Origin of the sequence: Streptomyces sp. SirexAA-E (genome assembly GCF_000177195.2) — a bacterium.
Taxonomy (GTDB): Bacteria; Actinomycetota; Actinomycetes; order Streptomycetales; family Streptomycetaceae; genus Streptomyces; species Streptomyces flavovirens.
The window spans coordinates 5,592,441-5,616,183 of sequence record NC_015953.1 but is presented as its reverse complement, the minus strand read 5'-3'; the positions used below and the strand labels follow the sequence as shown (position 1 = coordinate 5,616,183).

The 23,743-nt window shown below is 71.5% G+C and carries 22 protein-coding genes and 2 pseudogenes; 4 read left to right on the top strand and 20 right to left on the bottom strand.

Annotated features, from left to right (window positions below; translation table 11 throughout):
• Nucleotides 1-11: 11 nt before the first annotated feature.
• The 4 genes and pseudogenes from SACTE_RS25090 to SACTE_RS25080 all read right to left on the bottom strand — a co-directional run bounded on the left by SACTE_RS25090 (nucleotide 12) and on the right by SACTE_RS25080 (nucleotide 3,002).
• Entirely contained in the window at nucleotides 12-1,217 is a 1,206-nt protein-coding gene (locus tag SACTE_RS25090) for an erythromycin esterase family protein (RefSeq protein WP_014048816.1), read from the bottom strand.
• A 76-nt stretch (nucleotides 1,218-1,293) separates the two neighbouring features.
• Nucleotides 1,294-1,695, bottom strand: coding sequence for a hypothetical protein (locus SACTE_RS35185; RefSeq protein ID WP_019993309.1), 402 nt, complete (start codon nucleotides 1,693-1,695; stop codon nucleotides 1,294-1,296).
• Between the two features lie 98 nt (nucleotides 1,696-1,793).
• Nucleotides 1,794-2,219, bottom strand: a pseudogene (locus SACTE_RS35180) (LLM class flavin-dependent oxidoreductase); the annotation flags it as partial.
• 36 nt (nucleotides 2,220-2,255) lie between these two features.
• On the bottom strand, nucleotides 2,256-3,002 hold the full coding sequence (locus SACTE_RS25080) for an ATP-binding cassette domain-containing protein (protein ID WP_019993308.1): 747 nt from the start codon (nucleotides 3,000-3,002) through the stop codon (nucleotides 2,256-2,258).
• Nucleotides 3,003-3,135: 133 nt separating this feature from the next.
• Here SACTE_RS25080 and SACTE_RS25075 point away from each other — a divergent pair.
• Nucleotides 3,136-3,738 (top strand): annotated as a pseudogene (locus tag SACTE_RS25075) (contact-dependent growth inhibition system immunity protein).
• 559 nt (nucleotides 3,739-4,297) lie between these two features.
• Here the strand turns inward: SACTE_RS25075 and SACTE_RS25070 are convergent.
• Together SACTE_RS25070 and SACTE_RS25065 are read right to left on the bottom strand one after the other, a co-directional pair.
• Nucleotides 4,298-5,641, bottom strand: a complete 1,344-nt coding sequence (locus tag SACTE_RS25070) for a TRAM domain-containing protein (RefSeq protein ID WP_014048815.1) — start codon at nucleotides 5,639-5,641, stop codon at nucleotides 4,298-4,300.
• A 208-nt stretch (nucleotides 5,642-5,849) separates the two neighbouring features.
• A complete protein-coding gene (locus SACTE_RS25065) occupies nucleotides 5,850-7,922 on the bottom strand; it encodes an APC family permease (RefSeq protein WP_019993305.1) in 2,073 nt (690 codons plus the stop codon).
• 401 nt (nucleotides 7,923-8,323) lie between these two features.
• Here SACTE_RS25065 and SACTE_RS25060 point away from each other — a divergent pair, with 401 nt between their 5' ends.
• The gene (locus tag SACTE_RS25060; protein ID WP_014048813.1) at nucleotides 8,324-8,992 is read left to right on the top strand and encodes a TrkA family potassium uptake protein; all 669 of its coding nucleotides are present in this window, start codon (nucleotides 8,324-8,326) and stop codon (nucleotides 8,990-8,992) included.
• Nucleotides 8,992-9,669 carry a TrkA family potassium uptake protein gene (locus SACTE_RS25055; RefSeq protein ID WP_014048812.1) on the top strand — a complete coding sequence of 226 codons (678 nt, stop codon included), beginning with the start codon at nucleotides 8,992-8,994 and terminating at the stop codon, nucleotides 9,667-9,669. Before SACTE_RS25060 ends, SACTE_RS25055 begins: the two co-directional genes overlap by 1 nt.
• 84 nt (nucleotides 9,670-9,753) lie before the next feature.
• On the opposite strand, the gene SACTE_RS25050 is transcribed toward SACTE_RS25055, so the two are convergent.
• The 13 genes from SACTE_RS25050 to SACTE_RS24995 form a co-directional block, all read right to left on the bottom strand.
• Complete coding sequence (locus SACTE_RS25050) at nucleotides 9,754-10,512, bottom strand: DUF3159 domain-containing protein (protein ID WP_014048811.1); 759 nt, start codon at nucleotides 10,510-10,512, stop codon at nucleotides 9,754-9,756.
• Nucleotides 10,513-10,515: 3 nt separating this feature from the next.
• Nucleotides 10,516-10,932 carry an OB-fold nucleic acid binding domain-containing protein gene (locus SACTE_RS25045; protein ID WP_078492659.1) on the bottom strand — a complete coding sequence of 139 codons (417 nt, stop codon included), beginning with the start codon at nucleotides 10,930-10,932 and terminating at the stop codon, nucleotides 10,516-10,518.
• A gap of 103 nt (nucleotides 10,933-11,035) precedes the next feature.
• Entirely contained in the window at nucleotides 11,036-11,728 is a 693-nt protein-coding gene (locus SACTE_RS25040) for a response regulator (RefSeq protein WP_014048809.1), read from the bottom strand.
• Nucleotides 11,729-11,783: 55 nt separating this feature from the next.
• Nucleotides 11,784-14,327, bottom strand: a complete 2,544-nt coding sequence (locus SACTE_RS25035; RefSeq protein WP_014048808.1) for a sensor histidine kinase KdpD — start codon at nucleotides 14,325-14,327, stop codon at nucleotides 11,784-11,786.
• 176 nt (nucleotides 14,328-14,503) lie between these two features.
• Complete coding sequence (locus tag SACTE_RS25030) at nucleotides 14,504-15,238, bottom strand: ABC transporter ATP-binding protein (protein ID WP_014048807.1); 735 nt, start codon at nucleotides 15,236-15,238, stop codon at nucleotides 14,504-14,506.
• A gap of 170 nt (nucleotides 15,239-15,408) precedes the next feature.
• Nucleotides 15,409-16,086, bottom strand: a complete 678-nt coding sequence (locus tag SACTE_RS25025) for a potassium-transporting ATPase subunit C (protein WP_014048806.1) — start codon at nucleotides 16,084-16,086, stop codon at nucleotides 15,409-15,411.
• 21 nt (nucleotides 16,087-16,107) lie between these two features.
• The gene (kdpB, locus tag SACTE_RS25020; RefSeq protein WP_014048805.1) at nucleotides 16,108-18,246 is read right to left on the bottom strand and encodes a potassium-transporting ATPase subunit KdpB; all 2,139 of its coding nucleotides are present in this window, start codon (nucleotides 18,244-18,246) and stop codon (nucleotides 16,108-16,110) included.
• Entirely contained in the window at nucleotides 18,243-19,907 is a 1,665-nt protein-coding gene (gene kdpA, locus SACTE_RS25015; RefSeq protein WP_014048804.1) for a potassium-transporting ATPase subunit KdpA, read from the bottom strand. Before kdpA ends, kdpB begins: the two co-directional genes overlap by 4 nt.
• Nucleotides 19,908-19,914: 7 nt before the next feature.
• Complete coding sequence (gene kdpF, locus SACTE_RS32680) at nucleotides 19,915-20,004, bottom strand: K(+)-transporting ATPase subunit F (protein ID WP_019993304.1); 90 nt, start codon at nucleotides 20,002-20,004, stop codon at nucleotides 19,915-19,917.
• Entirely contained in the window at nucleotides 20,001-20,126 is a 126-nt protein-coding gene (locus SACTE_RS35440; RefSeq protein ID WP_256059231.1) for a hypothetical protein, read from the bottom strand. Before SACTE_RS35440 ends, kdpF begins: the two co-directional genes overlap by 4 nt.
• Nucleotides 20,127-20,370: 244 nt before the next feature.
• Entirely contained in the window at nucleotides 20,371-21,144 is a 774-nt protein-coding gene (locus SACTE_RS25005; protein WP_014048803.1) for a DUF3710 domain-containing protein, read from the bottom strand.
• A gap of 1 nt (nucleotide 21,145) precedes the next feature.
• Entirely contained in the window at nucleotides 21,146-21,676 is a 531-nt protein-coding gene (gene dut / locus SACTE_RS25000; RefSeq protein ID WP_014048802.1) for a dUTP diphosphatase, read from the bottom strand.
• Nucleotides 21,673-22,260 carry a PaaI family thioesterase gene (locus SACTE_RS24995; RefSeq protein ID WP_026359128.1) on the bottom strand — a complete coding sequence of 196 codons (588 nt, stop codon included), beginning with the start codon at nucleotides 22,258-22,260 and terminating at the stop codon, nucleotides 21,673-21,675. The genes dut and SACTE_RS24995 overlap by 4 nt, the downstream gene beginning before the upstream one ends.
• A gap of 58 nt (nucleotides 22,261-22,318) precedes the next feature.
• Between SACTE_RS24995 and SACTE_RS24990 the strand changes: the two genes are divergently transcribed.
• Nucleotides 22,319-22,774 carry a DUF3093 domain-containing protein gene (locus SACTE_RS24990; RefSeq protein WP_014048800.1) on the top strand — a complete coding sequence of 152 codons (456 nt, stop codon included), beginning with the start codon at nucleotides 22,319-22,321 and terminating at the stop codon, nucleotides 22,772-22,774.
• An 11-nt stretch (nucleotides 22,775-22,785) separates the two neighbouring features.
• Here the strand turns inward: SACTE_RS24990 and SACTE_RS24985 are convergent, their stop codons facing one another.
• Complete coding sequence (locus tag SACTE_RS24985; protein WP_014048799.1) at nucleotides 22,786-23,742, bottom strand: hypothetical protein; 957 nt, start codon at nucleotides 23,740-23,742, stop codon at nucleotides 22,786-22,788.
• Nucleotide 23,743 lies beyond the last annotated feature (1 nt).

The following is a 23,743-nucleotide window of genomic DNA, read 5'->3' as shown; positions in this document are numbered from 1 at the left end:
CAGGTCTGCCCTCATTTCTCAGCCTGCGGCAGCGGGTGGGAGCAGGTCGAGCGGGCGACGAAAGCGATGCCGTCGTAGTCCTTCGCCGGTACGAGCGGCGCGGTGTGGAAGCGGTAGGAGAACCGCGGCACGTTGGCGCCGAAGCTGCGCTGTGCCTGCGGCGCGTGCAGCCAGGGGGCGGTGCAGCGCAGGTCGATGTAGTAGTCGCCCTTGAGGGCGTCGGCGAGCCGTGCCTCGATGGACCGGGTTCCGGTGCCGATGCGGTGCCGTACAGGAGGGGCCTGCAGGTGGTCGCCCCTGCGGGCGAGGAAGGAGCCCTTGCCGAAGAGCAGGGCCAGGGCGTAGTAGCGGTCACCGTAACGCTCACGGAGCCTGCTGCCGAGCGCGGTGACCCGGTCCCCGTACGTGCCCTTCGCGAGGTGACCGTTGTGCGCCCAGACCATGACCCGGGCCGCCGGATCGGCGTCCACGAGGCGGGCGACGGCATCGGCCATGGCGCGGTCGCGCACGGCGAAGGCGCTCTCCTCCCGGCCGGACTGGTCAAGCGAGCGGGTCACGAGATCGGCGGCGCGGACAAGGATCCGCGCGTGCTCCACGAGCTCGTCGTCGGCGTCGGCGTGGTCGGCGAGGTGGCGGGCGACGTCCTCGGCGCGCTGCCGGAGCTCCTGTTCGGGGTCGGGGCGCGAGCCGGGGCGGGCGTGGATCAGGACCTCCAGGGCGCGGGCGTCCTCCTCGCGTCCGGGCGCGTGCGCGCGCAGGAAGGACGTCACGACCTCGACCGAGTCGGCACCGCGCTGCGGGTCGATGCCGACGAAGCGGACCCGGCGCTCCTCGGCCAGGTCCCGGTTGTGCGCGTGGAGCCACTCGACGAGGTCGACCATCTCCCGCGTGCGCCAGGTCCAGAAGCCGAGCCGGGCGACGAGCCGCGCCGGGTCTCCGACGCCGTGCCGGACGTAGGCGTCCAGAGCGCGGGCGGCGGACTCGCTGGCCTCCATGGCGAGGGTGGTGAATCCTTCCTCGCGGACCAGGAACTCCATGATCCGGTGCTTGAGCCGGAAGAACTCGGCTGTGCCGTGGGTGGATTCGCCGAGGCCGACGATCCGGGCGCCGCGCAGCGTCTCCCCCAGCGGCTTCAGGTCGTCGGTGGGCGCACCTGGGGTCAGCGTGTCCAGGGGGCGGGCGTGCTCGGTCAGCCAGCGGGCGATCTCGTCGGGCACCGGGGTGCCCCTCCTCCCTGCGTGCGGCGTGGCGTGGCCCCTGCGGCCCGCCCGTGTCGCCGCACGCGATCGTGTATCAGCTCTCGGCCTCACGGCACGCCGTCAGGATCTCCCTGAGGTCTCGTACGGCGTCCTCTCGGCCATGGTCGGAATACACGCCCGCGACGTTGACGACAACTTCGTCCACGCCCGCGCGTCCGTATTCGGCCAGTCCGGCGGCGATCTCGCGGGGGGTGCCGTGCAGGAAGACGCCGGCGTCGACGAGGGCGCGGGCGCGGGCGCCGAGGTTCGGGCGGCTGTGGTGCACGCGCAGCCCGGCGCGGCGGAGCATGTCGGTGTAGTGGCGTCCGGCGAGGTGGGCGCGTGCGGCCGTGTAGGCGAGACGGTACGGGTTGCGGTGCGGGCGATCGACGGCGGCGTGCACAACGGTGACGACCCGCGGCACGGGGCGGCCCGCCTCGGCGGCGCCCTTGGCCATGGCGGGCAGCAGGGTGTCCTGGACGTAGCCGTGCGGGGTCTCCAGCTGATCGCGGCGTCCGCGACCTGCCTGGCGGCGCGTGCGAGCGCGGGACGCAGCACGCCGAGTCCGGTCTTGACGCCGGGGTGCGCCAGTGAGGGGAGCCGGATGGCGCCGTCGTCGTCCTCGGGGCCGAGCAGCCGCCGCACCTCCCGGAGGTAGGCGAGGCAGGCGTCGCGCGGGCTGTCGTACGGCTTGCCGTGCAGTCCCGCGACGAAGTCCGGGGTCGCGGGGCCGAGCCCGAGAACGGTGGGGTGCCCGGTGAGCAGCGCGAGGGAGCGGGACTGGATCGCGGCCTCCATGGGGTGCCGCAGCGGCATCAGGACGACGCTGGTGCCGACCGGGACGCGGTATCCCCGCCCGGCCAGATAGGCGAAGACCTGCTGGGTGTCCGCGCTCAGCGACTGGCCCTGCCAGAGGCGGGCGGCCCCACCGTCGCGGACGAGTGCGGCGAACGGGACGAGGGACTCGGGGTCCGTCGGCATGAGGGGGTACAGGACGGATACGCGCATCGTTCGGCCTCAGGAGGACGCGGCTTCGGTCAGATAGCCCGAAGCCTGGATTCGGAAGAGACGGGCGTAGACGCCGTCGGCTCGCAGCAGGTCCTGGTGGACGCCGTCCTCGATGACCCTCCCGTTCTCCAGGACCACGATCCGGTCGGCCATCCGGACCGTGGAGAAGCGGTGGGCGATGACGAGGGAGGTGGCGCCGCGGGCGACGTCCCGGAGCCGGGAGAAGATCTCGGCTTCGGCCTCGGCGTCGATCGCCGCGGTCGGCTCGTCGAGGACGACGACGGGGGCGCGCCTCATGAAGGCGCGGCTGAGGGCGATCTTCTGCCACTGTCCGCCGGAGAGCTGGTGCCCGTCCTCGAAGTGGCGGCCGAGGACGGTGTCGTGGCCCTGCGGGAGCTCGTCCACGATCGCCGAAGCGCCGCCCGCGCGGGCCGCCTCCGCGATGCGTGCGGTGTCCTCGCGGGCCTCGACGCGGCCGAAGCCGATGTTGTCGCGGACGGGCAGCTCGTAGCGGATGAAGTCCTGGAAGATGACGCCCATGTGGCGTTGCAGATCGTCGAGGTCGTACTCCTCGATGGCCACGTCGTCGACGAGGATCTGCCCGCTCGTCGGTTCGTAGAGGCGCGTGAGGAGCTTGACGAGGGTGGTCTTGCCGGCGCCGTTCTGCCCGACGAGGGCGACGCACTCGCCGGCCGGCAGGGTGAAGCTGACGCCGTCGAGGACGACACGGCCGGTGCCGGGGTAGACGAAGCGCACGTCCCGGAACTCGATGCCTTTGCGGAGCGTGTCCGGGAAGGGCCGGGTGCCGCCCTTGAGCCGGCGTTCGGGCAGGGCGAAGAAGGCGAAGAGGTTGCCGAGGGACCGGCGGTACGGCGAGCTGGACCAGGTGATGCGCGCGTATCTGGGTCAGCCGGCGGACGACACCCCGGAGCGGCGCAGTCGCGCCCTGGACGCGTATCTCCGTCACACCTGGCATACCCGCCCTGCGGCCGTCGCGGAGGCGGAGCGACAGCTGCGCGCGTACAGCCGTAATCCTCCGGGCCGCATCCGGCAGAAGCTGGGCGAGTTCTACTCCATCCCGGACACCGGAAAGCCCCAGTCGGACATCGGTGACTGGCTGATGGTGCTGGCCGACCACCTGAAGAGGAGCATCGAGGAGGGGGACGTTCCGGAGCCATCGCGCCCGCAGACGCACTGGGAGTGACACGCGCGTTTTCCGGAGACCGCGCAACTGCTGGGGGGTTGGTTCTCGCAGGATATCGTCGACGAGTTCCTCGGCCACGACGCCGCGGTCGCCGACTACGCCGACACCACGAACCCGCAGTTGGTCGCCCGCCTCGTGGGTGAACTGCACGAGTTGCTCGCCCTCCCCCTGGACGAGGGGGATTACGCCCTGGCTGCCGCCGAACTCGGCATGGAGGTGGGCCCGCCGGAGCCGTTCTCCCACGGCGCCTGGTTCCAGTCGCTGGCGGCGACACTGTCTGGTGCCTGATTTGGCTGGACTGTCGGGGGACGGGCGCTCCACAGCCACAGGACGGCATGAACGTGGACAGCACCTCAGGGCCGAGCCCTCGCGAGACCCCACCTGAAGGTCCGACCAGCCGGTGACCGCAGCCCTTTGAGAACATCGCCAGGGCCTCAACAGCGCAACCCGGACGAGACGCAGGCGATCCGCAGTCCGAAGGCGGATGTGTCTCAGCGCCCTGACCGCACCGTCCGGGGCCAGGACGGCTACACCGACCTGGCCACCCGGGCGGCCGGATGGCTCGCGGCGGCCAAGAAACCTCTCCGCCATGATGACGCGACGACCCGTACTGCGCCGTGGGTTCGAGGCTCACCTGACGCACCATGAGAACGAGCGTCAGATGAGCGTCGAGCCCGTCGTGCACCCTTCCCAACGAAGGCCGCCGCAGACCGCTTGCCCCTGCACTCTTGGGTGAAACCGCAGGTCAGAGCAGTGTGCCTGGACGGCCGCGCGCTCCACGTCGTGTCCGGTGGGAAACATGTCGAGCGCATCCCGCCGTGCCTGAGAACCCCGGGAACACTGCAGGTCAGCGCCCCTTTTCAGCAGGCTCCAGAATCGCCACGCACTCCACATGATGCGTCATCGGGAACAGGTCGAACGCCCGCAGCGTCCGCACCTTGTATCCCCCGTCCCGGAAGTACGCCAGGTCCCGCGCCAGCGCCGCCGGGTCGCAGGCCACGTACGCGATGCGGCGGGCTCCCAGCCCCGAGAGGTGCTTGACGGTCGCCTTGCCGGCGCCCGCGCGCGGCGGGTCCAGGACGATGAGGTCGCACTCCGTGATGCCCGTACGCGGCAGAACCTGGTCGACCTTGCCGTGCTCGATGCGGACCCGGTCCAGGTCCTTGAGGTTGTGCCGGGCGTCCTCGACCGCGCGCTTGCCGGACTCGATGCCCAGCACCGCGCCCTTCTCGCCGATCCGCTGGCCGATGGCGCCGGCGAACAGCCCGACGCCGCAGTAGAGGTCGAGCGCCATGTCGTTCTTGCGCGGCAGCAGGCCCTGCATGACCGCGCGGACCAGGGTGTCGGCCGCCTGCGGGTGGACCTGCCAGAAGCCGCCGGAGCCGACGCGGTAGGTGCGGTCGTCGGCGCGCTCGCGGACGAAGGCCCGGCCGTGGACGCGGTGGACGCCGCCGTCCTTCTCGTCGACGCGGAGCACGGAGACCGGCTTGTCCAGCTCGACCAGCGGGAGTCGGCCACCCTCACGCGGGGTGAGGATGACCTGGCGGTCGTGGGAGCCGGTGGCGGAGATGGCCTCCACCGTCGCCATCTGCGGCCAGTCCTGCTTCTCGACGCCCAGCTCCGAGACGCCGGGGGCGGCGATCAGGCACTCGTCGATGATCTCGATGTCGTGCGAGCGGTGCTTGCGCAGCCCGACCCGGCCGTCCGCGTCGATCGCGTACTGGACGCGGGTGCGCCACGCCGGGACCTCGCCCGGCGGGAGCTTGTCGCCCTCGGCCGGCATGACCGTGCCGTCCCAGCCGGCCTCCTCCGGGGTGAGGCCCGCGAGGCGCTGGAGCTGTTCGGCGATCACCTCGCCCTTGAGCCGGCGCTGGGCTCCCGGCTTGGCGTGCTGCCAGTCGCAGCCGCCGCACTTGCCGGGGCCGGCGTACGGGCACGGGGCCGCGACCCGGTCCTTGGACGCGTCGAGGACGGTGACGGCGTCGGCGCGCAGGAAGCGCGAGTCGCTCTCTCCCTCGGTGACCCTGGCGACGACCTTCTCACCGGGCAGCGTGTGGCGCACGAAGAGGACCTGGCCCTCCGCCGTACGCGCGATGCAGTGGCCTCCGTGGGCGACGGGGCCGACCTCGACCTCGTACTCCCGGCCGACCAGCGATTCCCCGGCCGGCGACGGGGTGGATTCGTTCTGCATGAGGGGGTGGCTCCAGAGATCGGGAGAAGAAGTACTGCCAAGGGGTACGGCAAAGGCAAACGGCCGGACGACAGCCCACCAGTCTACGTGGGCGGCGGCCGGCCTTTTACCACGGCGAGGGCCCTCACGTCAGCCTTCGCGGTGCTCCCGGTCAGCCCTCGCGGTGCCCCCGCCTGCCCTCTCGATGCCCCTGCCGGCCCCCACGGTGTCAGCCCTTGCCGTGCGGCTCTTTCGGGCGCGCGTCCCGCGGTTCCTTGTGCCGCCGCTCCACCGGTCCCCGCCGCACCGATCCCGGCGCCGTCCAGTTCGCCCGCCTCCTGGCCCGGACCTTCGCCGCCTCCGAGGACTCCAGCTGGTAGGGCACGGAGGTCACCATGACCCCGGGGGTGAACAGCAGTCGTCCCTTCAGGCGCAGGGCGCTCTGGTTGTGCAGCAGGTGTTCGTACCAGTGTCCGACGACGTACTCGGGGATGTAGACGCTGATGACGTCGCGCGGCCGGTCCTTGCGCAGCGTCTTCACGTAGTCGATGACGGGCCGGGTCACCTCGCGGTAGGGCGAGTCGAGGATCTTCAGCGGGATGTCGAGCCCGCGCCGCTCCCAGTCCTCGCGCAGCGCCTTCGTCTCGTCCGGGTCGACGTTGATGGAGAGCGCCTCCAGCTGGTCGGAGCGGACCAGCTTGGCGTAGGCGAGGGCGCGCAGCGTGGGCCGGTGGAGCTTGGAGACCAGGACGATCGAGTGGACCCTGGAGGGCCGGATGTTCTCGTCGGACGGCTCGTCGGAGGCGGCGATCTCCTCGGCGACGCGGTCGTAGTGCTTGCGGATGGCGGTCATCGTGCCGAAGAAGATCACCATGCCGAGCAGCGCGACCCAGGCGCCGTGGCTGAACTTGGTGGCCAGGACGACGACCAGGACCAGGCCCGTGAAGAAGGCGCCGAAGGCGTTGATCGCCCGGGAGCGGACCATGTGGCGGCGCTTGGCCTGGTCGCGCTCGGTCCGCAGGTGGCGGTTCCAGTGCCGCACCATGCCGGTCTGGCTGAGCGTGAAGGCGACGAAGACGCCGACGATGTAGAGCTGGATGAGGCGGGTCGAGTCCGCCCCGTAGATCCACACGAGCAGGATGGCGGCTCCGGCCAGCAGCACGATGCCGTTGGAGAAGGCCAGCCGGTCGCCGCGGGTGTGCAGCTGGCGCGGCAGGTAGCGGTCCTGGGCCAGGATCGAGCCCAGCAGTGGGAAGCCGTTGTATGCGGTGTTGGCGGCCAGGAAGAGCACGAGGGCGGTCGCCGCGGCCAGTACGACGAAGAAGAAGGTGCCGTCCCCGAAGACCGCCGCGGCGACCTGGGAGATCACCGGGTCCTGGACGAAGCCCGCGCCGACCGGGGTGCCGTCGCGGACGAGGTCCTTCGCCGGGTTCTCCGCCATCTTCACGTCGGTGGCCATGGCGAGGGCGATGATGCCGCAGAACATGGTGACGGCCAGCAGGCCCATCGCCGCGAGGGTGGTCGCGGCGTTCTTGCTCTTCGGCTTGCGGAAGGCGGGGACGCCGTTGCTGATCGCCTCGACGCCGGTGAGCGCGGCGCAGCCGGAGGAGAACGCCCGCAGCAGCAGGAAGACGAGCGCGAAACCGGCCAGTCCCTGGTGCTCCGGCCTGACCTCGTAGTCCGAGGTCGGCGCGTGCATGGTGTCCCCGAGGACCAGGCCCCGGAACGCCCCCCACAGGATCATGACGAAGACGCCCGCCACGAACAGGTAGGTCGGGATGGCGAAGAGCTTCCCGGACTCCTTGACCCCGCGCAGGTTCATCAGCGTCAGCAGCACGATGGCGCCGACGGCGCAGAGCAGCTTGTGCTCGACGACGAACGGGATGGCGGAGCCGAGGTTCTCCACCCCGGAGGAGATCGACACGGCGACCGTGAGGACGTAGTCGACGAGGAGGGCGCTGGCGACGGTCAGACCGGCCTTCGGACCGAGGTTGGTGGTGGCGACCTCGTAGTCGCCGCCTCCGCTCGGGTACGCGCGCACGTTCTGCCGGTAGGAGGCGACGACGGTGAACATGAGCACCACGACGGCCACGGCGATCCACGGGCTGAAGTGGTACGCCGACACACCCGCGATGGACAGCACGAGGAGGACTTCTCCTGGTGCGTACGCCACCGAGGAGAGCGGGTCGGACGCGAACACGGGGAGGGCGATGCGCTTGGGGAGGAGCGTCTCCCCGAGCTTGTCGCTGCGCAGCGCCTGGCCGATCAGGATCCGTTTCGGCACGTCGGTCAGTTTGGACACGCTGAGGATCGTAAGCGCTGCGGGGAGGGGCGAATGGGCCACCACCCCCTGAAAGCCCGGAAAACCTTCATAATTACCCGTCGTTGCAGCAAAAGTCCATGGAATCCTTAACGGAATTTTTGCGGGGACGCCGGGTACGGGGCCTCGCGAGGCCCCGCCCGTGGTGTGACGGGGCCCACCACCGCCGCACCGCGTACGGCCTGGGGGCAGACGTAGGCGCGGGCCTCGGACACGGCGTACGGCTACGCGGATGAGGCAGCGGAAGCGCGGCCGCATAAGCTCGTGCCCGGCAGCCCCGAAGGCGGTTGCCCCGTTGTTTTGCCCCGCAAGCTGAGAAAGAAGTGTGAGCAGGGTGTTTTCGCAGGTCATCCGGACGACCAGGACGGCGAGGTAGGCGCGAGGTGCACATCGTCATCATGGGCTGCGGGCGCGTCGGAGCCGCTCTCGCACAGACCCTCGAGGAGCAGGGGCACACGGTCGCCGTGATCGACCAGGACCCCACGGCGTTCCGCCGCCTCGGTTCCGGGTTCGGCGGCCGGCGGGTCAGCGGTGTCGGTTTCGACCAGGACACCCTGCGCGAGGCGGGGATCGAGGAGGCCGGGGCGTTCGCCGCGGTCAGCAGCGGCGACAACTCCAACATCATCGCGGCCCGGGTGGCCCGCGAGATGTTCGGCATCGAGAACGTCGCGGCCCGCATCTACGACCCCCGCCGTGCCGAGGTCTACCAGCGTCTCGGCATCCCCACCGTCGCCACGGTCCGCTGGACGGCGGACCAGATGCTGCGCCGTCTGCTGCCGTCGGGCGCCGAGCCGCTGTGGCGCGACCCGAGCGGGGGTGTGCAGCTCGCGGAGGTGCACACCACGCCGTCCTGGATCGGCCACAAGATCAGCACGCTGCAGGAGGAGACCGGCGTCCGCGTCGCGTTCCTGACGCGGCTGGGCGAGGCCATACTGCCGACGTCGCAGACGGTGCTGCAGGAGGGCGATCTGGTCCACGTGATGATGCGTACGGACGAGATCGTGAAGGTCGAGGAGGCCTTTGCCGAAGGTCCTGAGGAGGGCGGTCACTGATGCGCGTGTCGATTGCCGGGGCGGGTGCGGTGGGTCGTTCCATCGCGGCCGAGCTCCTGGAGAACGGCCACGAGGTGCTGCTCATCGACAAGGCGCCCACCGCCATCTCGGTGGAGCGGGTGCCGATGGCCGAGTGGCTGCTCGCGGACGCCTGTGAGATCACCTCACTCGACGAGGCGGCGCTCCAGCGGTGCAACGTCGTGATCGCCGCGACCGGCGACGACAAGGTCAACCTGGTGGTCTCGCTGCTCGCCAAGACCGAGTACGGCGTTCCACGGGTCGTGGCCCGGGTCAACAACCCGAAGAACGAGTGGCTGTTCAACGAGTCCTGGGGGGTCGATGTCGCGGTCTCCACACCGCGGCTGATGTCCGCCCTGGTGGAGGAGGCGGTGAGCGTCGGCGATCTGGTCCGGCTGCTGCGCTTCAGCCACGGCGACGCCAACCTGGTGGAGCTCACGCTGCCCCCGGAGTCGGCGCTGGCCGGCACCCGGGTCGGCGATGTGGCCTGGCCGGAGGACACCTCGCTGGTCACCATCATCCGCGGGACGCGCGTCCTGACGCCGAGCCCGGAGGAGACCCTGGAGGCCGGTGACGAGCTGCTGTTCGTGGCCGCCCAGGCGCGCGAGGAGCAGCTGGAGGACCTGCTGTCGGTCCGCCGGGAGTCCTCCTCCGGCTGACCGGCCCCGGCGCCCGTACACACGAGAGGGCCCGGACCGTGGGATCACGGTCCGGGCCCTCTCGTACGCGTACGCCGGGGCCGGTCAGCCCTCGCGGGGCTCGGGGGCCTGGGCGGCGGCCTTGCGGGCCTTCTCGGCCTCCTCCTCCGCCTCCATCTCGGCGAAGACGTCGATGGGCGGCGGTGCCTTGGCGAGGAAGACCCAGGTCAGGTACACCGCGAGGAGGAACGGCGGGATCTTGAGGGAGACCAGCACCCAGCCGAGCTGGGTGGTGTCGGCCCACCAGTACAGCGGGAAGAGGATCGCGCACTTGGCGAGGAGGATGAGCCCCCAGGCGTAGCTGGCCTTGGCGTAGGCCTTCTTGCGGCCCGGGTTCCGGGTGCGCCAGGAGAGGTTCTCCTTGAAGACCGGCCCGAGGATGAGGCCGATCAGCGGCATCCCGGCGATCGTGGTGACGAGGTAGGCGAGCGCCAGGCCGAGCGTGTAGAGCATGCCCGGGAGGTAGAAGTCCTTGGCGTTGCCCGTCATCATCGCGAAGACCACACCGAAGGCCACGCCGAAGACGCCGCTGAAGGCGTGCTTGACGGTGTCCCGGCGGATCAGGCGTACGGCGACGAGGACGAGCGACACGGCCAGGGCGGCGATCGCCGAGCCGTGCAGGTTCTTGTTGATCGTGAAGATCGTGACGAAGAGCAGCCCGGGCAGGACTGTCTCCACCATGCCGCGCACACCGCCGAAGGCTTCGAAGAGAGCGGCCTCGGTGACCGCCTTCGCCTCGGCGGTCTGCTGGTCGGTGCGGTGGTGCTGGTCCGTGTCGGACGTCGGCTTGTCGAGAGACGTCACCGGCTACTCCTTGCCGAGCGGTCGGAGTTCGTATTTGGGGTTGAACAGCACCCGGCGCCCGTGACTCATGGCGATACGGCCCGAGGCTATGAGCTTGCGGCCCGGCTCGATGCCGACGATGGATCGCCGTCCCAGCCAGACCACGTCGAGCGGCGCGGTGCCGTCGAAGAGCTCCGCCTCCAGGGCGGGCACTCCGGCCCGCGGGCGCAAGGTGACCGTCCGCAAGGTACCAGTCACCTTGACGATCTGGCGGTCCGTGCATTCGGAGATGCGCGTGCAGCCCGAAGCGTGCGAGTCCTCGCGCAGCTCCTCGGACTCCAGGTCCTCCTGGGAGCTGGAGAGCCGGTCGAGCATGCGGCGGAAGCGGCCGGACGGCCTTTCCGCCCTGCCTGACTTCTCGGATCGGGGAACAGCGCTCATACCCGAAGGGTACCGGTCGTCCGGGGTGCCGGCGGGCTCCCGAGATGTCACCCGGACGAAGGACCCCGGAAGCCGCGGAGAAGGGCTTCCGGGGCGCCCCGCGTCACCCCCGTTCGAAGCGGTACCCCATGCCCGGTTCGGTCACGAAGTGCCGGGGGTGCGACGGGTCGGCCTCCAGCTTGCGGCGGAGCTGGGCCATGTAGACCCGCAGGTAGTTGGTCTCGGTGCCGTACGAGGGGCCCCAGACCTCCTGGAGCAGCTGTTTCTGGCTGACGAGCCGGCCGCCGTTGCGGACGAGCACCTCCAGCAGGTGCCACTCGGTGGGGGTCAGCCGTACGTCACGGCCCTGCCGGTTCACCTTCTTCGCCGCCAGGTCCACGGTGAACCCTTCCGTCTCCACCACCGTGAGGTCGTCGGCGCCGTCCTGGCCGACCGGTTCGGCCCGGCGTACGGCGGCGCGCAGCCTGGCCAGCAGTTCGTCCATCCCGAACGGCTTGGTGACGTAGTCGTCGGCCCCGGCGTCCAGGGCCTCGACCTTCTCGTCGGAGGTGTGCCGGGCGGACAGCACGAGGATCGGTACGCGGGTCCAGCCGCGCAGGCCCCTGATCACCTCGACACCGTCCATGTCCGGCAGCCCCAGGTCCAGGACGACGACGTCGGGATGGCGGGCGGCGGCGAGCTGGAGGGCGGTCGCCCCGTCGGGCGCCGCGTCCACCTCGTAGCGGCGCGCCTTGAGGTTGATCACGAGGGCGCGCACGATCTGCGGCTCGTCGTCGACCACGAGCACCCGGGTCATCGGGGTCCTGCCTTTCCGGAGGAGTGTGTACGGGGTGACGCCGTGTCCCGGGGCCTCATCGGGCGGCCGGTTCCGGGGCCCCGGGGCCGTCCCGTACCCGGCCGGGCACCGCCTTGAGCGTGAGGACCATGGTGAGCCCGCCCCCCGGGGTGTCCTCGGCCCCCAGGGTGCCGCCCATGGACTCAGCGAAACCGCGGGCGACGGCGAGCCCCAGGCCCACTCCCGCGCCGCGCGGTGCGTCGCCGTACCGCTGGAACGGCTCGAAGATGCGGTCCTTGGCCTCGTCGGGGACGCCCCGGCCCCGGTCGGCGACCCGCAGTTCGACCCGTGCGCCCAGCGCGCTGGCGGCGACGGTGACACGCGCCTCGTCGGGGCTGTACTTGACGGCGTTCTCGACGATGTTGGCGACGGCCCGTTCCAGCAGCCCCGGGTCGACAGCGACCATGGGCAGCGTCTCCGGGATGTCCAGCTCGACGCTGCCCTCCGGTACGCCGCCCAGCGCCATGGGCACGACCTCGTCGAGGTCGATCTCCCTGATCAGCGGGGTGACGGTGCCGGTCTGCAACCGGGACATGTCGAGCAGATTGCCCACCAGGTGGTCCAGCCGGTCGGCACCGTCCTCGATCCCGGCCAGGAACTCCGCCTCGTCCTCGTCGGACCAGGCAACGTCGTCGGAGCGCAGGGAGCTGACCGCGGCCTTGATGGCGGCGAGCGGGGTGCGCAGGTCGTGGCTGACGGCGGCGAGCAGCGCGGTCCTGATCCGGTTGCCCTCGGCGAGCCGCCGGGCCGCCTCCGCCTCGTCCACGAGGCGCTGGCGGTCGAGTACGACGGCGGCCTGCGCGGCGAACGCTCCGAGTACCCGTCGGTCCTCGGCGGGCAGCACCCGGCCGGAGAGCGCCAGCGCCATGTGGTCGCCGACCGGCATGTCGACGTCCGCGTCGTCGGGCCGGGCCACCGGTGCGGGGCCGACGGATCCGGCGCGGGTCCAGGGCTCGACCTCGCTCTGCCGCTCCAGCAGGGCGACGGACTCCATGCCGAAGGTCTCGCGGACCCGGTCCAGCAGGGCGTCCAGCGCCGTCTCACCGCGCAGCACGCTGCCGGCCAGGGCGGAGAGGATCTCCGACTCGGCCCGCAGCCGGGCCGCCTGGTGGGTGCGGCGGGCCGCCAGGTCGACCACCGAGGCGACCGCGACCGCCACCGCGAAGAAGATCACGATGGCGACGAAGTTCTCCGGGTCCTGCACGGTCAGGGTGTGGGTGGGCGGGGTGAACCAGTAGTTCAGGAGGAGCGAGCCGACGGCGGCGGAGGCCAGCGCCGGTGCCAGTCCGCCGAGCAGGGCCGCGGCGACGGTCATGAAGAGGAAGAGCAGCACGTCGTTGGCGAGGCCGGGGCCGTTCTCCATGCCGCGCAGGAGCAGCGCCAGCACGGCCGGCCCGCCGACTCCGACCGCCCAGCCCCACAGGATCCGGGTGCGGCCGAGCCGGGCGCCCCGGGCGATGGGCAGTCCGCGGCCCTTGGCGACCTCTTCGTGGGTGACGATGTGGACGTCGAGGTCGGGGCCGGACTCACGGGCCACGGTGGCGCCGACGCCGGGCCCGTAGACGTACTGCCAGGCCTTGCGGCGGCTGGAGCCGAGGACGACCTGGGTGGCGTTGACGCCCCGGGCGAAGGCGAGGAGCGCGGAGGGGATGTCGTCGCCGATGACGTGGTGGAAGGTGCCGCCGAGGTCTTCGACGAGGGTGCGCTGACCGGCCAGCTCCTTGGGCGAGGCGGAGGTCAGTCCGTCGCTGCGGGCGATGTAGACGGCCATGATCTCGCTGCCGGAGCCCTTGGCGGCCATCCGGGAGGCGCGGCGGATGAGCGTACGGCCCTCGGGGCCGCCGGTCAGCCCGACGACGATGCGTTCGCGGGCCTGCCAGGGGGTGCTGATGTCGTGCTCGCCGCGGTACTGCTGGAGGTATTCGTCGACCCGGTCGGCGACCCAGAGGAGGGCCAGTTCCCGCAGGGCGGTGAGGTTGCCGGGGCGGAAGTAGTTGGACAGGGCCGCGTCGACCTGGTCGGACTGGTAGACGTTGCCGTGGGCCATGCGCCGGCGCAGTGCCTGGGGCGACATGTCGACCAGCTCGATCTGGTCGGCCCGGCGGGCCACCTCGTCGGGCACCGTCTCCTGCTGCCGTACGCCGGTTATGGACTCGACGACGTCCCCGAGGGACTCCAGGTGCTGGATGTTGACGGTGGAGATGACGTCGATGCCGGCCCGCAGGAGTTCCTCGACGTCCTGCCAGCGCTTGGCGTTGCGGGACCCGGGGACGTTGGTGTGGGCGAGTTCGTCGACGAGGGCGACGGCGGGGGCGCGTTCCAGGACGGCGTCGACGTCCATCTCGGAGAAGACCGCCGAGCGGTGTTCGATGTCACGGCGGCGTATCTGCTCCAGGCCGTGCAGCAGCACCTCGGTGCGGGGGCGGTCGTGGTGCTCGACGAACGCGACGACGCAGTCCGTGCCGCGCTCCACCCGGCGGTGGGCCTCGGACAGCATCGCGTACGTCTTGCCCACGCCGGGTGCCGCACCCAGGTAGATCCGAAGCTTGCCGCGTCCCATGGCCCCATTGTCTTCTTCCGGGCGGCCGCCGCCGGTGCGGCGTCCCTGGTCGAAGCTACCCCGGCGGGGTGCGGGGCACGGCCCGGGGCGGTGTCCGGGGGGTCCGTATTGACGGGATTCTGACGCGGGCGGGCCCCGCTCGGCCGTGTCCGGCGGCGTGACGCGGGCGGGTTGGCTCAGGCGTGTTCCACGATGTGCCCGTCGCTGAGCTCCAGGACCCGGTCGGCGAATCCGAGCAGCTGGGGGTCGTGGGTGGCGACGAGCGCGGTGACGCCCTCGCCGCGCACCACGGCGCGCAGCAGTTGCATGACCGCGAGGCCGGTCTCCGCGTCGAGCTGCCCGGTGGGTTCGTCGGCGATCAGGAGGGCGGGCCGGTTGGCGAGCGCGCGGGCGATGGCGACGCGCTGCTGCTGGCCGCCGGAGAGCTCGCCGGGCCGCTGCCGGGCGTGGTCGCCGAGGCCGACCAGGGACAGGAGCAGTGCCACCCGCTCCTCGCGCTCACGCGGGTCGGCCTTGCGCAGCCGCAGGGGGACGCCGACGTTCTCCGCGGCGGTCAGGATCGGGATCAGGCCGAACGACTGGAAGATGAAGCCGATGCGGTCCCGGCGCAGCTCCAGCAGCCCGTCCTCGCCGAGGCCGGACAGCTCGGTTCCGGCGACGGTGATACTGCCGCGGTCGGGGGTGTCGAGGCCGCCGACGAGGTTGAGCAGGGTCGTCTTGCCGGATCCGGAGCGGCCCTTGAGCGCGACGAGTTCGCCGCGCGGGATCTCGAAGGACACCCCGCGCAGGGCGTGCACGGCCGCCGCCCCGGTGCCGTACGAGCGGTGCAGGTCCTCGATCCGGACCATGGGCCCGTCCGCGGGGCTCTCGGCCAGGGCCGTGCCGCTCTGTCCGCCGGTGTGCTGTGTCATCGCTCTCCCCCGTGCGTACGCGGCGTGCGTGCCGCTCCCCCGCGTACACCGCCGCGTCGTGCTCCTCGGCCGCGGTCAGTATGGGCGTGCGGTGGCCCCCGGGGCAATGCCCGGGGGCGGGGGCCGGTGCCGGAGCCGCCGGGCAGGGCGGGCCCCGGCACCGGGGCGGCTCAGTGTGCCGAGGCGCTCTCCGCCAGCTCCTTCAGGGCGGTGTTGAGGGCGAGGACGTTGACCCGGGGCTCACCGACGAAGCCCAGGATCCGGCCTTCGGTGTGGTCCCGGACCAGCTCGGCGACCCGGTGGACCGGGAGATCGTTGCGCTCGGCGACACGGCGGACCTGGAGGGCGGCGTACTCCGGTGAGATGTGCGGGTCGAGACCGGACGCGGAGGAGGTGACGGCGTCGGGCGGCACGTCGGCGGGGTCCACCGGGTGTCCGGGTACGGAGTTGTCGGCGACGACGGCCGCCTTGGCGTCGGTGACCCAGTCGATCAGCTCCTCGTTGTCCCCGGAGCGGTTGGTCGCCCCGGAGAGGACGAGTGCGTACTGCGTGTTGACGCTGTTGGTGCCCAGCCCGTTCGAGGGGCGCGGCTGGAACCAGGTGAGGTCGGGCTCCGGGGTCTCCTGGCCGTCCTTCGGCGGCAGGTCGTAGCGCCGGCCGATGAGGTGCGAGCCGACGACCTCGCCGTCGACGGTGACTTCGGAGCCGTTGGCCTTGCCCGGGAGGGTCGCCTGGGCGATGCCGGTGACGGCGAGCGGGTAGAGCACCCCGCACAGGGCGGTCAGGACGAGCAGGGCGCGGAGTCCCGCCCCCAGCAGTCGGGCGGTGGTGCCCGCGGAAGTGTTCATGAGTGTCTGCACGCTCCGGTTTCAGCGCAGTCCGGGGACGAGGGAGAGGGCCAGGTCGATGAGCTTGATCCCGATGAACGGGGCGACGAGTCCGCCGATCCCGTAGACGGTGAGGTTGCGCCGGAGCATCCGGTCGGCCCCGGCCGGCCGGTAGCGCACGCCCTTCAGCGCGAGCGGTACGAGCGCGACGATGATCAGGGCGTTGAAGATCACCGCCGAGAGGATCGCGGTCCGGGGCGAGGACAGGTCCATGATGTTGAGCTTGTCCAGGCCCGGATACACGGCGGCGAACATCGCGGGGATGATCGCGAAGTACTTCGCGACGTCGTTGGCGACGGAGAACGTCGTCAGGGCACCCCGGGTGATCAGCAACTGCTTGCCGATGGCGACGATCTCGATGAGCTTGGTCGGATCGGAGTCCAGGTCCACCATGTTCCCGGCCTCCTTGGCGGCCGAGGTGCCGGTGTTCATGGCGACGCCGACGTCCGCCTGGGCGAGGGCTGGGGCGTCGTTGGTGCCGTCCCCGGTCATCGCGACGAGCCTGCCCCCGGCCTGCTCCCGTTTGATGAGGGCCATCTTGTCCTCGGGCGTGGCCTCGGCGAGGAAGTCGTCGAGGCCCGCCTCCTCGGCGATCGCCTTCGCGGTCAGCGGGTTGTCCCCGGTGATCATGACGGTGCGGATACCCATGCGCCGCAGCTGGGCGAACCGCTCGCGCATCCCGGGTTTGACGACGTCCTTGAGGTGGACCACCCCGAGCACCCGGGCGCCCCGGCCGTCCTCGACGGCCACCAGCAGGGGGGTGCCGCCCGCCTTCGCGACCTGGCCGGTCAGTACCTCGGCGTCGGCGGGCACCGGGCCGCCCCGGCCGGTGACCCAGGCCAGGACGGATCCGGCCGCCCCCTTGCGTATCCGGCGGCCGGCGAGGTCGACGCCGGACATCCGGGTCTGCGCGGTGAACGCCACCCACGCGGCGCCGGACAGCTCTCCTTCGTCGCGTGCGCGCGGGCCGCGGCTCTCCTCGGCCAGCGTCACGATCGAGCGGCCCTCGGGCGTCTCGTCGGCCAGGGACGAGAGCTGGGCGGCCTCGACGAGCTCGGCGTCCGTGACGCCCTCGACCGGCAGGAACCCGGCCGCCTGCCGGCTGCCCAGGGTGATGGTGCCCGTCTTGTCGAGCAGCAGTGTGGAGACGTCGCCCGCCGCCTCGACGGCGCGGCCCGACATGGCGAGCACGTTGCGCTGCACGAGCCGGTCCATGCCCGCGATCCCGATCGCGGAGAGCAGGGCGCCGATGGTCGTCGGGATGAGGCAGACGAGCAGGGCGGTCAGCACGGTCATCGACTGTTCCTGGCCCGCGTAGACGGCGAACGGCTGGAGGGTGACGACCGCGAGCAGGAAGACGACGGTGAGGGACGCCAGCAGGATGTCGAGCGCGATCTCGTTGGGCGTCTTCTGCCGGGCGGCCCCCTCCACGAGGCTGATCATCCGGTCGATGAACGTGTCTCCCGGCCTGGTGGTGATCTTGACGACGATCCGGTCGGAGAGCACCCGCGTGCCGCCCGTGACGGCACTGCGGTCGCCGCCCGACTCCCGGATCACCGGGGCGGACTCCCCGGTGATCGCCGACTCGTCGACGCTCGCCACGCCCTCGACGACGTCGCCGTCTCCGGGCACGAGGTCACCGGCCTCGCAGACCACCAGGTCGCCGACGCGCAGCTCGGTGCCGGGCACGCGTTCCTCGTCCAAACCGATGACGCGGCGCGCGACGGTGCCCGTCCGCGCCTTGCGGAGGGTGTCGGCCTGGGCCTTGCCGCGTCCCTCGGCCACGGCCTCGGCGAGATTGGCGAAGACCGCAGTCAGCCACAGCCAGGCGGTGACCGCCCAGCCGAACAGGTCCGTCGGGTCCAGGGCCGCCAGGACGGTGGTGAGTACAGAGCCGACGAGCACCACGAACATCACCGGGGACTTGACCATGATCCGGGGGTCGAGTTTGCGTATCGCCTCGGGAAGGGACCTGACCAGCTGTGCGGGGTCGAACAGGCCGCCGGCGGGACGGCCGCCACCGGGACCCCGGCCGGAGGGCTCGGGCCGGTGCGGACGGGGAGCGTGGGTGACGGCGGACATCGGGGCCTCCTGCTTCGCGGACTTCGGCAGAGCGGTCATGACGCCAGCCCTTCGGCGAGCGGCCCCAGCGCGAGTGCCGGGAAGTAGGTCAGGCCGGTGACGACCACGACGGTGGCGAGCAGCAGCCCGCTGAAGATCGGTTTCTGCGTACCGAGGGTCCCGGCGGTCACGGGTACGGGGCTCTGCCGGGCCAGCGATCCGGCCAGCGCCAGGACGAACACCATCGGCAGGAAGCGGCCCAGCAGCATCACGATGCCGAGGGTGGTGTTGAACCACTGGGTGTCCGCGTTCAGGCCGGCGAAGGCGGAGCCGTTGTTGTTGGCGCCGGAGGTGTAGGCGTAGAGGATCTCGGAGAAGCCGTGCGCCCCGGTGTTCGTCATGGAGTCGGCGGGGGTGGGCAGGGCCACCGCCGCGGCGGTGAAGCAGAGCACCAGGGCGGGGGTGATCAGGATGTAGCAGGCCGTGAACTTGATCTCGCGGGTGCCGATCCTCTTGCCGAGGTACTCGGGCGTACGGCCCACCATCAGCCCCGCGAGGAACACGGCGACGATCGCCGTGATCAGCATGCCGTAGAGGCCGGAACCGACCCCGCCGGGGGCGATCTCGCCGAGCTGCATGCCCAGCATGGTGATGCCGCCGCCCAGACCTGTGTACGAGGAGTGGAAGGAGTTGACCGCGCCCGTCGACGTCAGGGTGGTGGCCACCGCGAAGACAGACGATCCGGCGATGCCGAACCGGGTCTCCTTGCCCTCCATGGCCCCGCCCGCGAGGTCGAACGCGGGGCCGTGGTGGCTGAACTCGGTCCACATCATCAGGGCGGTGAAGCCCAGCCAGACGGTGGCCATCGTCGCCAGGATCGCGTACCCCTGCTCGGGGGAGCCCACCATCCGCCCGAACGTCCTGGTCATCGCGGAGGGGATGAGGAGGATCAGGAAGATCTCGAAGAGGTTGGACAGCCCGTCGGGGTTCTCGAACGGGTGGGAGGAGTTGGCGTTGAAGTAGCCGCCTCCGTTGGTGCCGAGTTCCTTGATGACCTCCTGGGAGGCGACCGCGCCTCCGTTCCACTGCTGGGTGCCGCCGCCGAACTGGCCGACCTCGTGGATGCCGGAGAAGTTCTGGATGACGCCGGTGGCGACCAGGACGAGCGCGCCGACGACGGAGAGCGGCAGCAGGATGCGCACGGTGCCGCGCACCAGGTCCGCCCAGAAGTTGCCGAGCTCCCCCGTACGCGACCGCGCGAAGCCCCGTACGAGGGCCACGGCGACCGCCATGCCGACCGCGGCCGAGACGAAGTTCTGCACCGCGAGGCCGCCGGTCTGCACGACGTGGCCCATGGCCTGTTCGCCGTAGTACGACTGCCAGTTGGTGTTGGCGACGAAGGAGGCCGCCGTGTTGAACGCCTGGTCGGGGTCGATCGAGGCGAAGCCGAGCGAGCCGGGCAGCGTGCCCTGGAGCCGCTGCAGGGCGTACAGGAACAGGACGCCCACCGCGGAGAAGGCGAGGACGCCGCGCAGGTAGGCGGGCCACCGCATGCCGGTGGCGGGGTCGGCGCCGATCGCCCGGTAGATCCACCGCTCGATCCGCAGATGCTTCGTCGAGGAGTAGACCCGGGCCATGTGGTCGCCGAGCGGGCGGTAGGCCAGTGCCAGCGCCGCGACGAGCGCGAGCATCTGGAGGACACCGGCGAGGACGGGGCTCATGGGGCGCTCAGAACCTCTCCGGGCAAAGGAGGGCGAGGACGAGGTGGCCCAGCAGGGCGACGGCCACGACCAGTCCGGTGATGTTCTCGGCGGTCACAGCTTGGCCACCCCCCGGGCGACGAGGGCCACCAGCGCGAATACCGCGATCGTGGTGACGACGAAGGCCACGTCGGACATCATGTGCTCCTGGTGAGGTCGGATTCGGGACCCCCTGAGCAAACCCCGGCTCCAGGCCCTTCCCGCCGGCCTTGACGGCTTCCCTACGCCCCGGGGCCGCCCCTTGACGCCGCCCGTACGCCCTCGATACACGCCCCTGACGCGCCCCCTCGGCCTCGCGGACGGCGACGGCCGGACACCGGACGCGACCACCACCGTCCGCGCACAGGGCCCACGGCGCACACACGCGAAGGCCGGTGGGCCGCACCCCGTGCGGGTGCGGCCCACCGGCCTTCGTACGAGCGGGTCAGCGCACCTCGGTGATCTCCGGGCCGCGCTGGAGCTGGCCCATGCCACCGGAGAACTTCGAACCGGCCTGCTCCTCCTGCTGCACGCCCTCGGGCACCATCTGGGCGTCGTTGGGAAGCTTGAGGACGATCGGGTCGCGAGGGGCCATCGGACCGTCGCCGCGGACGACCACGGTGTCCCGGAAGACCGTCTCCAGCAGCCCGGCGGCCGCGGGCTGCACCGCGCCCTGGCCGGAGATCACACCGCGCAGGAACCAGCGCGGCCCGTCGACACCGACGAACCGCACCAGCTGGACGCCGTTCGTCCCGTCCGGGAGCTGTACGGGGACCTGGGCGCGCAGCTCCCAGCCCAGCGGGCCCTCGACCTCGTCGATGATCCCGCCCTGCTGGGTGATGCCCGAGGCGATCTCCTCGCGCACCTCACCCCAGATGCCCTCCTTCTTGGGAGCGGCGAAGGCCTGGAGCTGGATCGCGCTGTCCCGCAGCACGACGGTGGCCGCGACGATCGCATCGCCGGCGACCTCGACCCGCAGTTCCATCCCTTCGACGCCGGGCACGAAGATGCCGCCCAGATCCACACGGCCCTCGCCGGGCTCGGTGACCTCGGAGAGGTCCCACGGCCCGTCCGGCCGGGGTGCCGGCGGAAGGTTCGTCCGGCGGCGGCCTTCGCCGGCCGCGTCGGAGTCGTCGAGCTCGTCGACGACCTGCTCGGCCTCGCGCGTCTCGTCCGCCGATTCCTTGGCGGAACCACTGTTCTTGCGACGTCCGAACACGTCACTGTCCTTCCCGGTCGGATACGACCGAAGCGTAGCTGTTCCCACCCTGGGTGTTACCGCCCCTGACGCCGTCCACGGCGGCATGACCACCGGTGGACCCGAAGCCTCCCTCGGCCCTCGCCGAACCGGGGAGTTCCGCCACCTCGTGGAAGCGGACCTTCTCGACCTGCTGGACGACCAGTTGGGCGATCCGGTCGAACCGCTCGAACCGCACGGTCTCGCGAGGATCGAGGTTGACCACGATCACCTTGATCTCCCCACGGTACCCGGCGTCAACCGTCCCCGGGGCATTCACCAGGGCCACTCCGCAGCGGGCCGCGAGGCCGGAACGGGGGTGCACGAAGGCCGCGTAGCCGTCGGGGAGCGCGATCGACACCCCGGTGGGCAGCACCGTCCGCTCACCCGGGGCGAGCTCGGCGGCCTCGGTGGTGACCAGGTCCGCTCCGGCGTCGCCCGGGTGCCCGTAGGCGGGGAGCGGCACGTCCGGGTCCACCCGGCGGATGAGTACGTCGACCGGGGAGCGCGTCACGGGTTCACCTCGAAGGCACGGGCACGGCGGACGGTGTCCGGGTCGGACATGGCCGCGTCGATCTCCTCGGGCCGGCCGTTCTCGATGAAGTGGTCCACCTTGACCTCGACGAACAGGGCCTGTGCGCGGACCGCGACGGGTCCCTCGGGGCCACCGATCCGGCCGGTCGCCCGGCAGTAGATCTTCCGCTTGTGCACCGCCGTGACCTCGGCGTCCAGGAAGAGCACCGTGTCCACCGGCACCGGCCGGAGGTAGTCCGTCTCCAGCCGCCCGGTCACCGCGATGACCCGCAGCAGCCAGCTCAGGGCACCGAGGGTCTCGTCGAGCGCCGTGGCGAGCACACCGCCGTGCGCGAGGCCGGGAGCGCCCTGGTGGGCGGGCTTCACGGTGAATTCGGCGGTGACGCTCACACCCTCCCCCGCGCGGGCCTCCAGGTGGAGCCCGTGCGGCTGGGCGCCGCCACAGCCGAAACAGTGTTCGTAGTGCGAACCGAGGGGTTCGCCGGGCTGTGGAGCGTCGGGGTGCCGGACCGGTCTCACCGCACCGGCGGGGGGTGTCAGACCTTCAGATGATGTTCCACTCACAGGCGCAGACCTTACCCGCGCGGCCGCGTACGGGGCGCTCCGTGCCAAGCTTGGATTCATGCAGCCTTCCGCATCACCTTTCGACGAACGCCTCACCGCGCCCCGATCGTGGTGGTTCATCGCGTTCCTGATCGGCGTCGCCTGCGCCCTGATGTTCCTGCCGCTGGGAACGCTGCCCATGCTGGCGGGCCTGTCCGGCGGCGCGGTCCTGTCCGCGATGGCCGTCAGCAGCTACGGCTCCGTGCGTATCCGGGTCGTGGCGGGAACGCTCGTCGCGGGCGACGCCCGGATCCCGCTCTCGGCGCTCGGCGACGCCGAGGTGCTGGACGCCGAGGAGGCCCGCGCCTGGCGTACGCACAAGGCGGACACCCGTGCGTTCATGCTGTTGCGCAGCTACGTTCCGACGGCGGTGCGGGTGAAGGTCACGGACCCGGCCGACCCGACGCCGTATCTCTATCTGTCGACGCGGGAGCCCGAGGCCCTGGTGGCGGCGCTCGCGGCCGTACCCGCCTGACGGGCGGGCCCTCAGAGGTCCGGGTCGTCGAGCCCCTCGGGCAGTTCCTTCGCGGGGACCTCCGGCTGTTCCAGCGGCGGCAGCTCCGGGAGGCGGTCCCAGGGGATCCGGTCGCGCCGCAGGTCGTTCCTGACCCGGTCGGCGAGCTTGCGGGTGTCGCGGCGGTTCATCAGCGCGCCGACGGCCGCCCCGATCATGAACGGGATCAGGTTCGGCAGGTCGCGCAGCATGCGCTTGCTGATCTGCTGGCGCAGTTCGCGTTTCATCTGGCCGCCCAGCGCCGCGTTGAGCGTGGTGGGCCGGGTGACGTCGATGCCGCGCTCCTGGGTCCAGGACGTGAGGTACGCGGTGGAGCGCTGGGCGATGTTGCCGGACGGGCGCCGGCCGTAGACCTCGTGGAGCTCGGCGACGAGCTTCATCTCGACGGCGGCCACGCCGGTGATCTCGGCGGCGAGCTCGGCCAGCATGGCGGGTGGTACGGGCATCATGGCGGCCGCGCCGATGCCCGCGCCGACGGTGGCGGTGGCGTTGCACGCCCCCGCGACGAGTTTGTCGGCGAGCTCTTCGGGGCCGAGCCCCGGGAACTGTGCGCGCAGGGTCGCCAGGTCCCGCACGGGGACCCGGGGAGCGGTGTCGATGATCCGGTCGGCCAGCCGGCCCGCCATCGCCCGGGCGCTCTCCCCTCCCTTGAGGGCGCTTCGTCCCAGGCTGCGCAGCCGGCCCGACCGGTCGGCGGTCTCGTCAGGGCCTCGTTCTCCGGGCGTCCGCGAAGGATCCGCCGCCCGGACGGCTTCGAGCGAGGCCGATCGGCCTCGCTCGTCGTCGGATGTGCCGGGGGAGGCCGACAGGGCGGCCGGATGGTCGGCAGACGCGCGAGCGCCTTCAGCCGGGCCGGTGCCGCCCTGATGTGCCTCCGACGACTTCGTGCGCCGCAAGCGCCGCTTCCACAACGGTGTGTCGCCTGCCACG

Bases quoted from the DNA above. Each gene is read 5' to 3' on its own strand.
- SACTE_RS25030 (WP_014048807.1), bottom strand. From the start codon at position 15,238: ATGACACAGCACACCGGCGGACAGAGCGGCACGGCCCTGGCCGAGAGC.
- SACTE_RS25035 (WP_014048808.1), bottom strand. From the start codon at position 14,327: ATGGGACGCGGCAAGCTTCGGATCTACCTGGGTGCGGCACCCGGCGTG.
- kdpB (WP_014048805.1), bottom strand. From the start codon at position 18,246: ATGACCGCTCTGCCGAAGTCCGCGAAGCAGGAGGCCCCGATGTCCGCC.
- SACTE_RS25055 (WP_014048812.1), top strand. From the start codon at position 8,992: ATGCGCGTGTCGATTGCCGGGGCGGGTGCGGTGGGTCGTTCCATCGCG.
- SACTE_RS25040 (WP_014048809.1), bottom strand. From the start codon at position 11,728: ATGACCCGGGTGCTCGTGGTCGACGACGAGCCGCAGATCGTGCGCGCC.
- SACTE_RS25045 (WP_078492659.1), bottom strand. From the start codon at position 10,932: ATGAGCGCTGTTCCCCGATCCGAGAAGTCAGGCAGGGCGGAAAGGCCG.
- SACTE_RS25025 (WP_014048806.1), bottom strand. From the start codon at position 16,086: ATGAACACTTCCGCGGGCACCACCGCCCGACTGCTGGGGGCGGGACTC.
- kdpA (WP_014048804.1), bottom strand. From the start codon at position 19,907: ATGAGCCCCGTCCTCGCCGGTGTCCTCCAGATGCTCGCGCTCGTCGCG.
- SACTE_RS35185 (WP_019993309.1), bottom strand. From the start codon at position 1,695: ATGGCCAAGGGCGCCGCCGAGGCGGGCCGCCCCGTGCCGCGGGTCGTC.
- SACTE_RS24990 (WP_014048800.1), top strand. From the start codon at position 22,319: ATGCAGCCTTCCGCATCACCTTTCGACGAACGCCTCACCGCGCCCCGA.
- SACTE_RS25070 (WP_014048815.1), bottom strand. From the start codon at position 5,641: ATGCAGAACGAATCCACCCCGTCGCCGGCCGGGGAATCGCTGGTCGGC.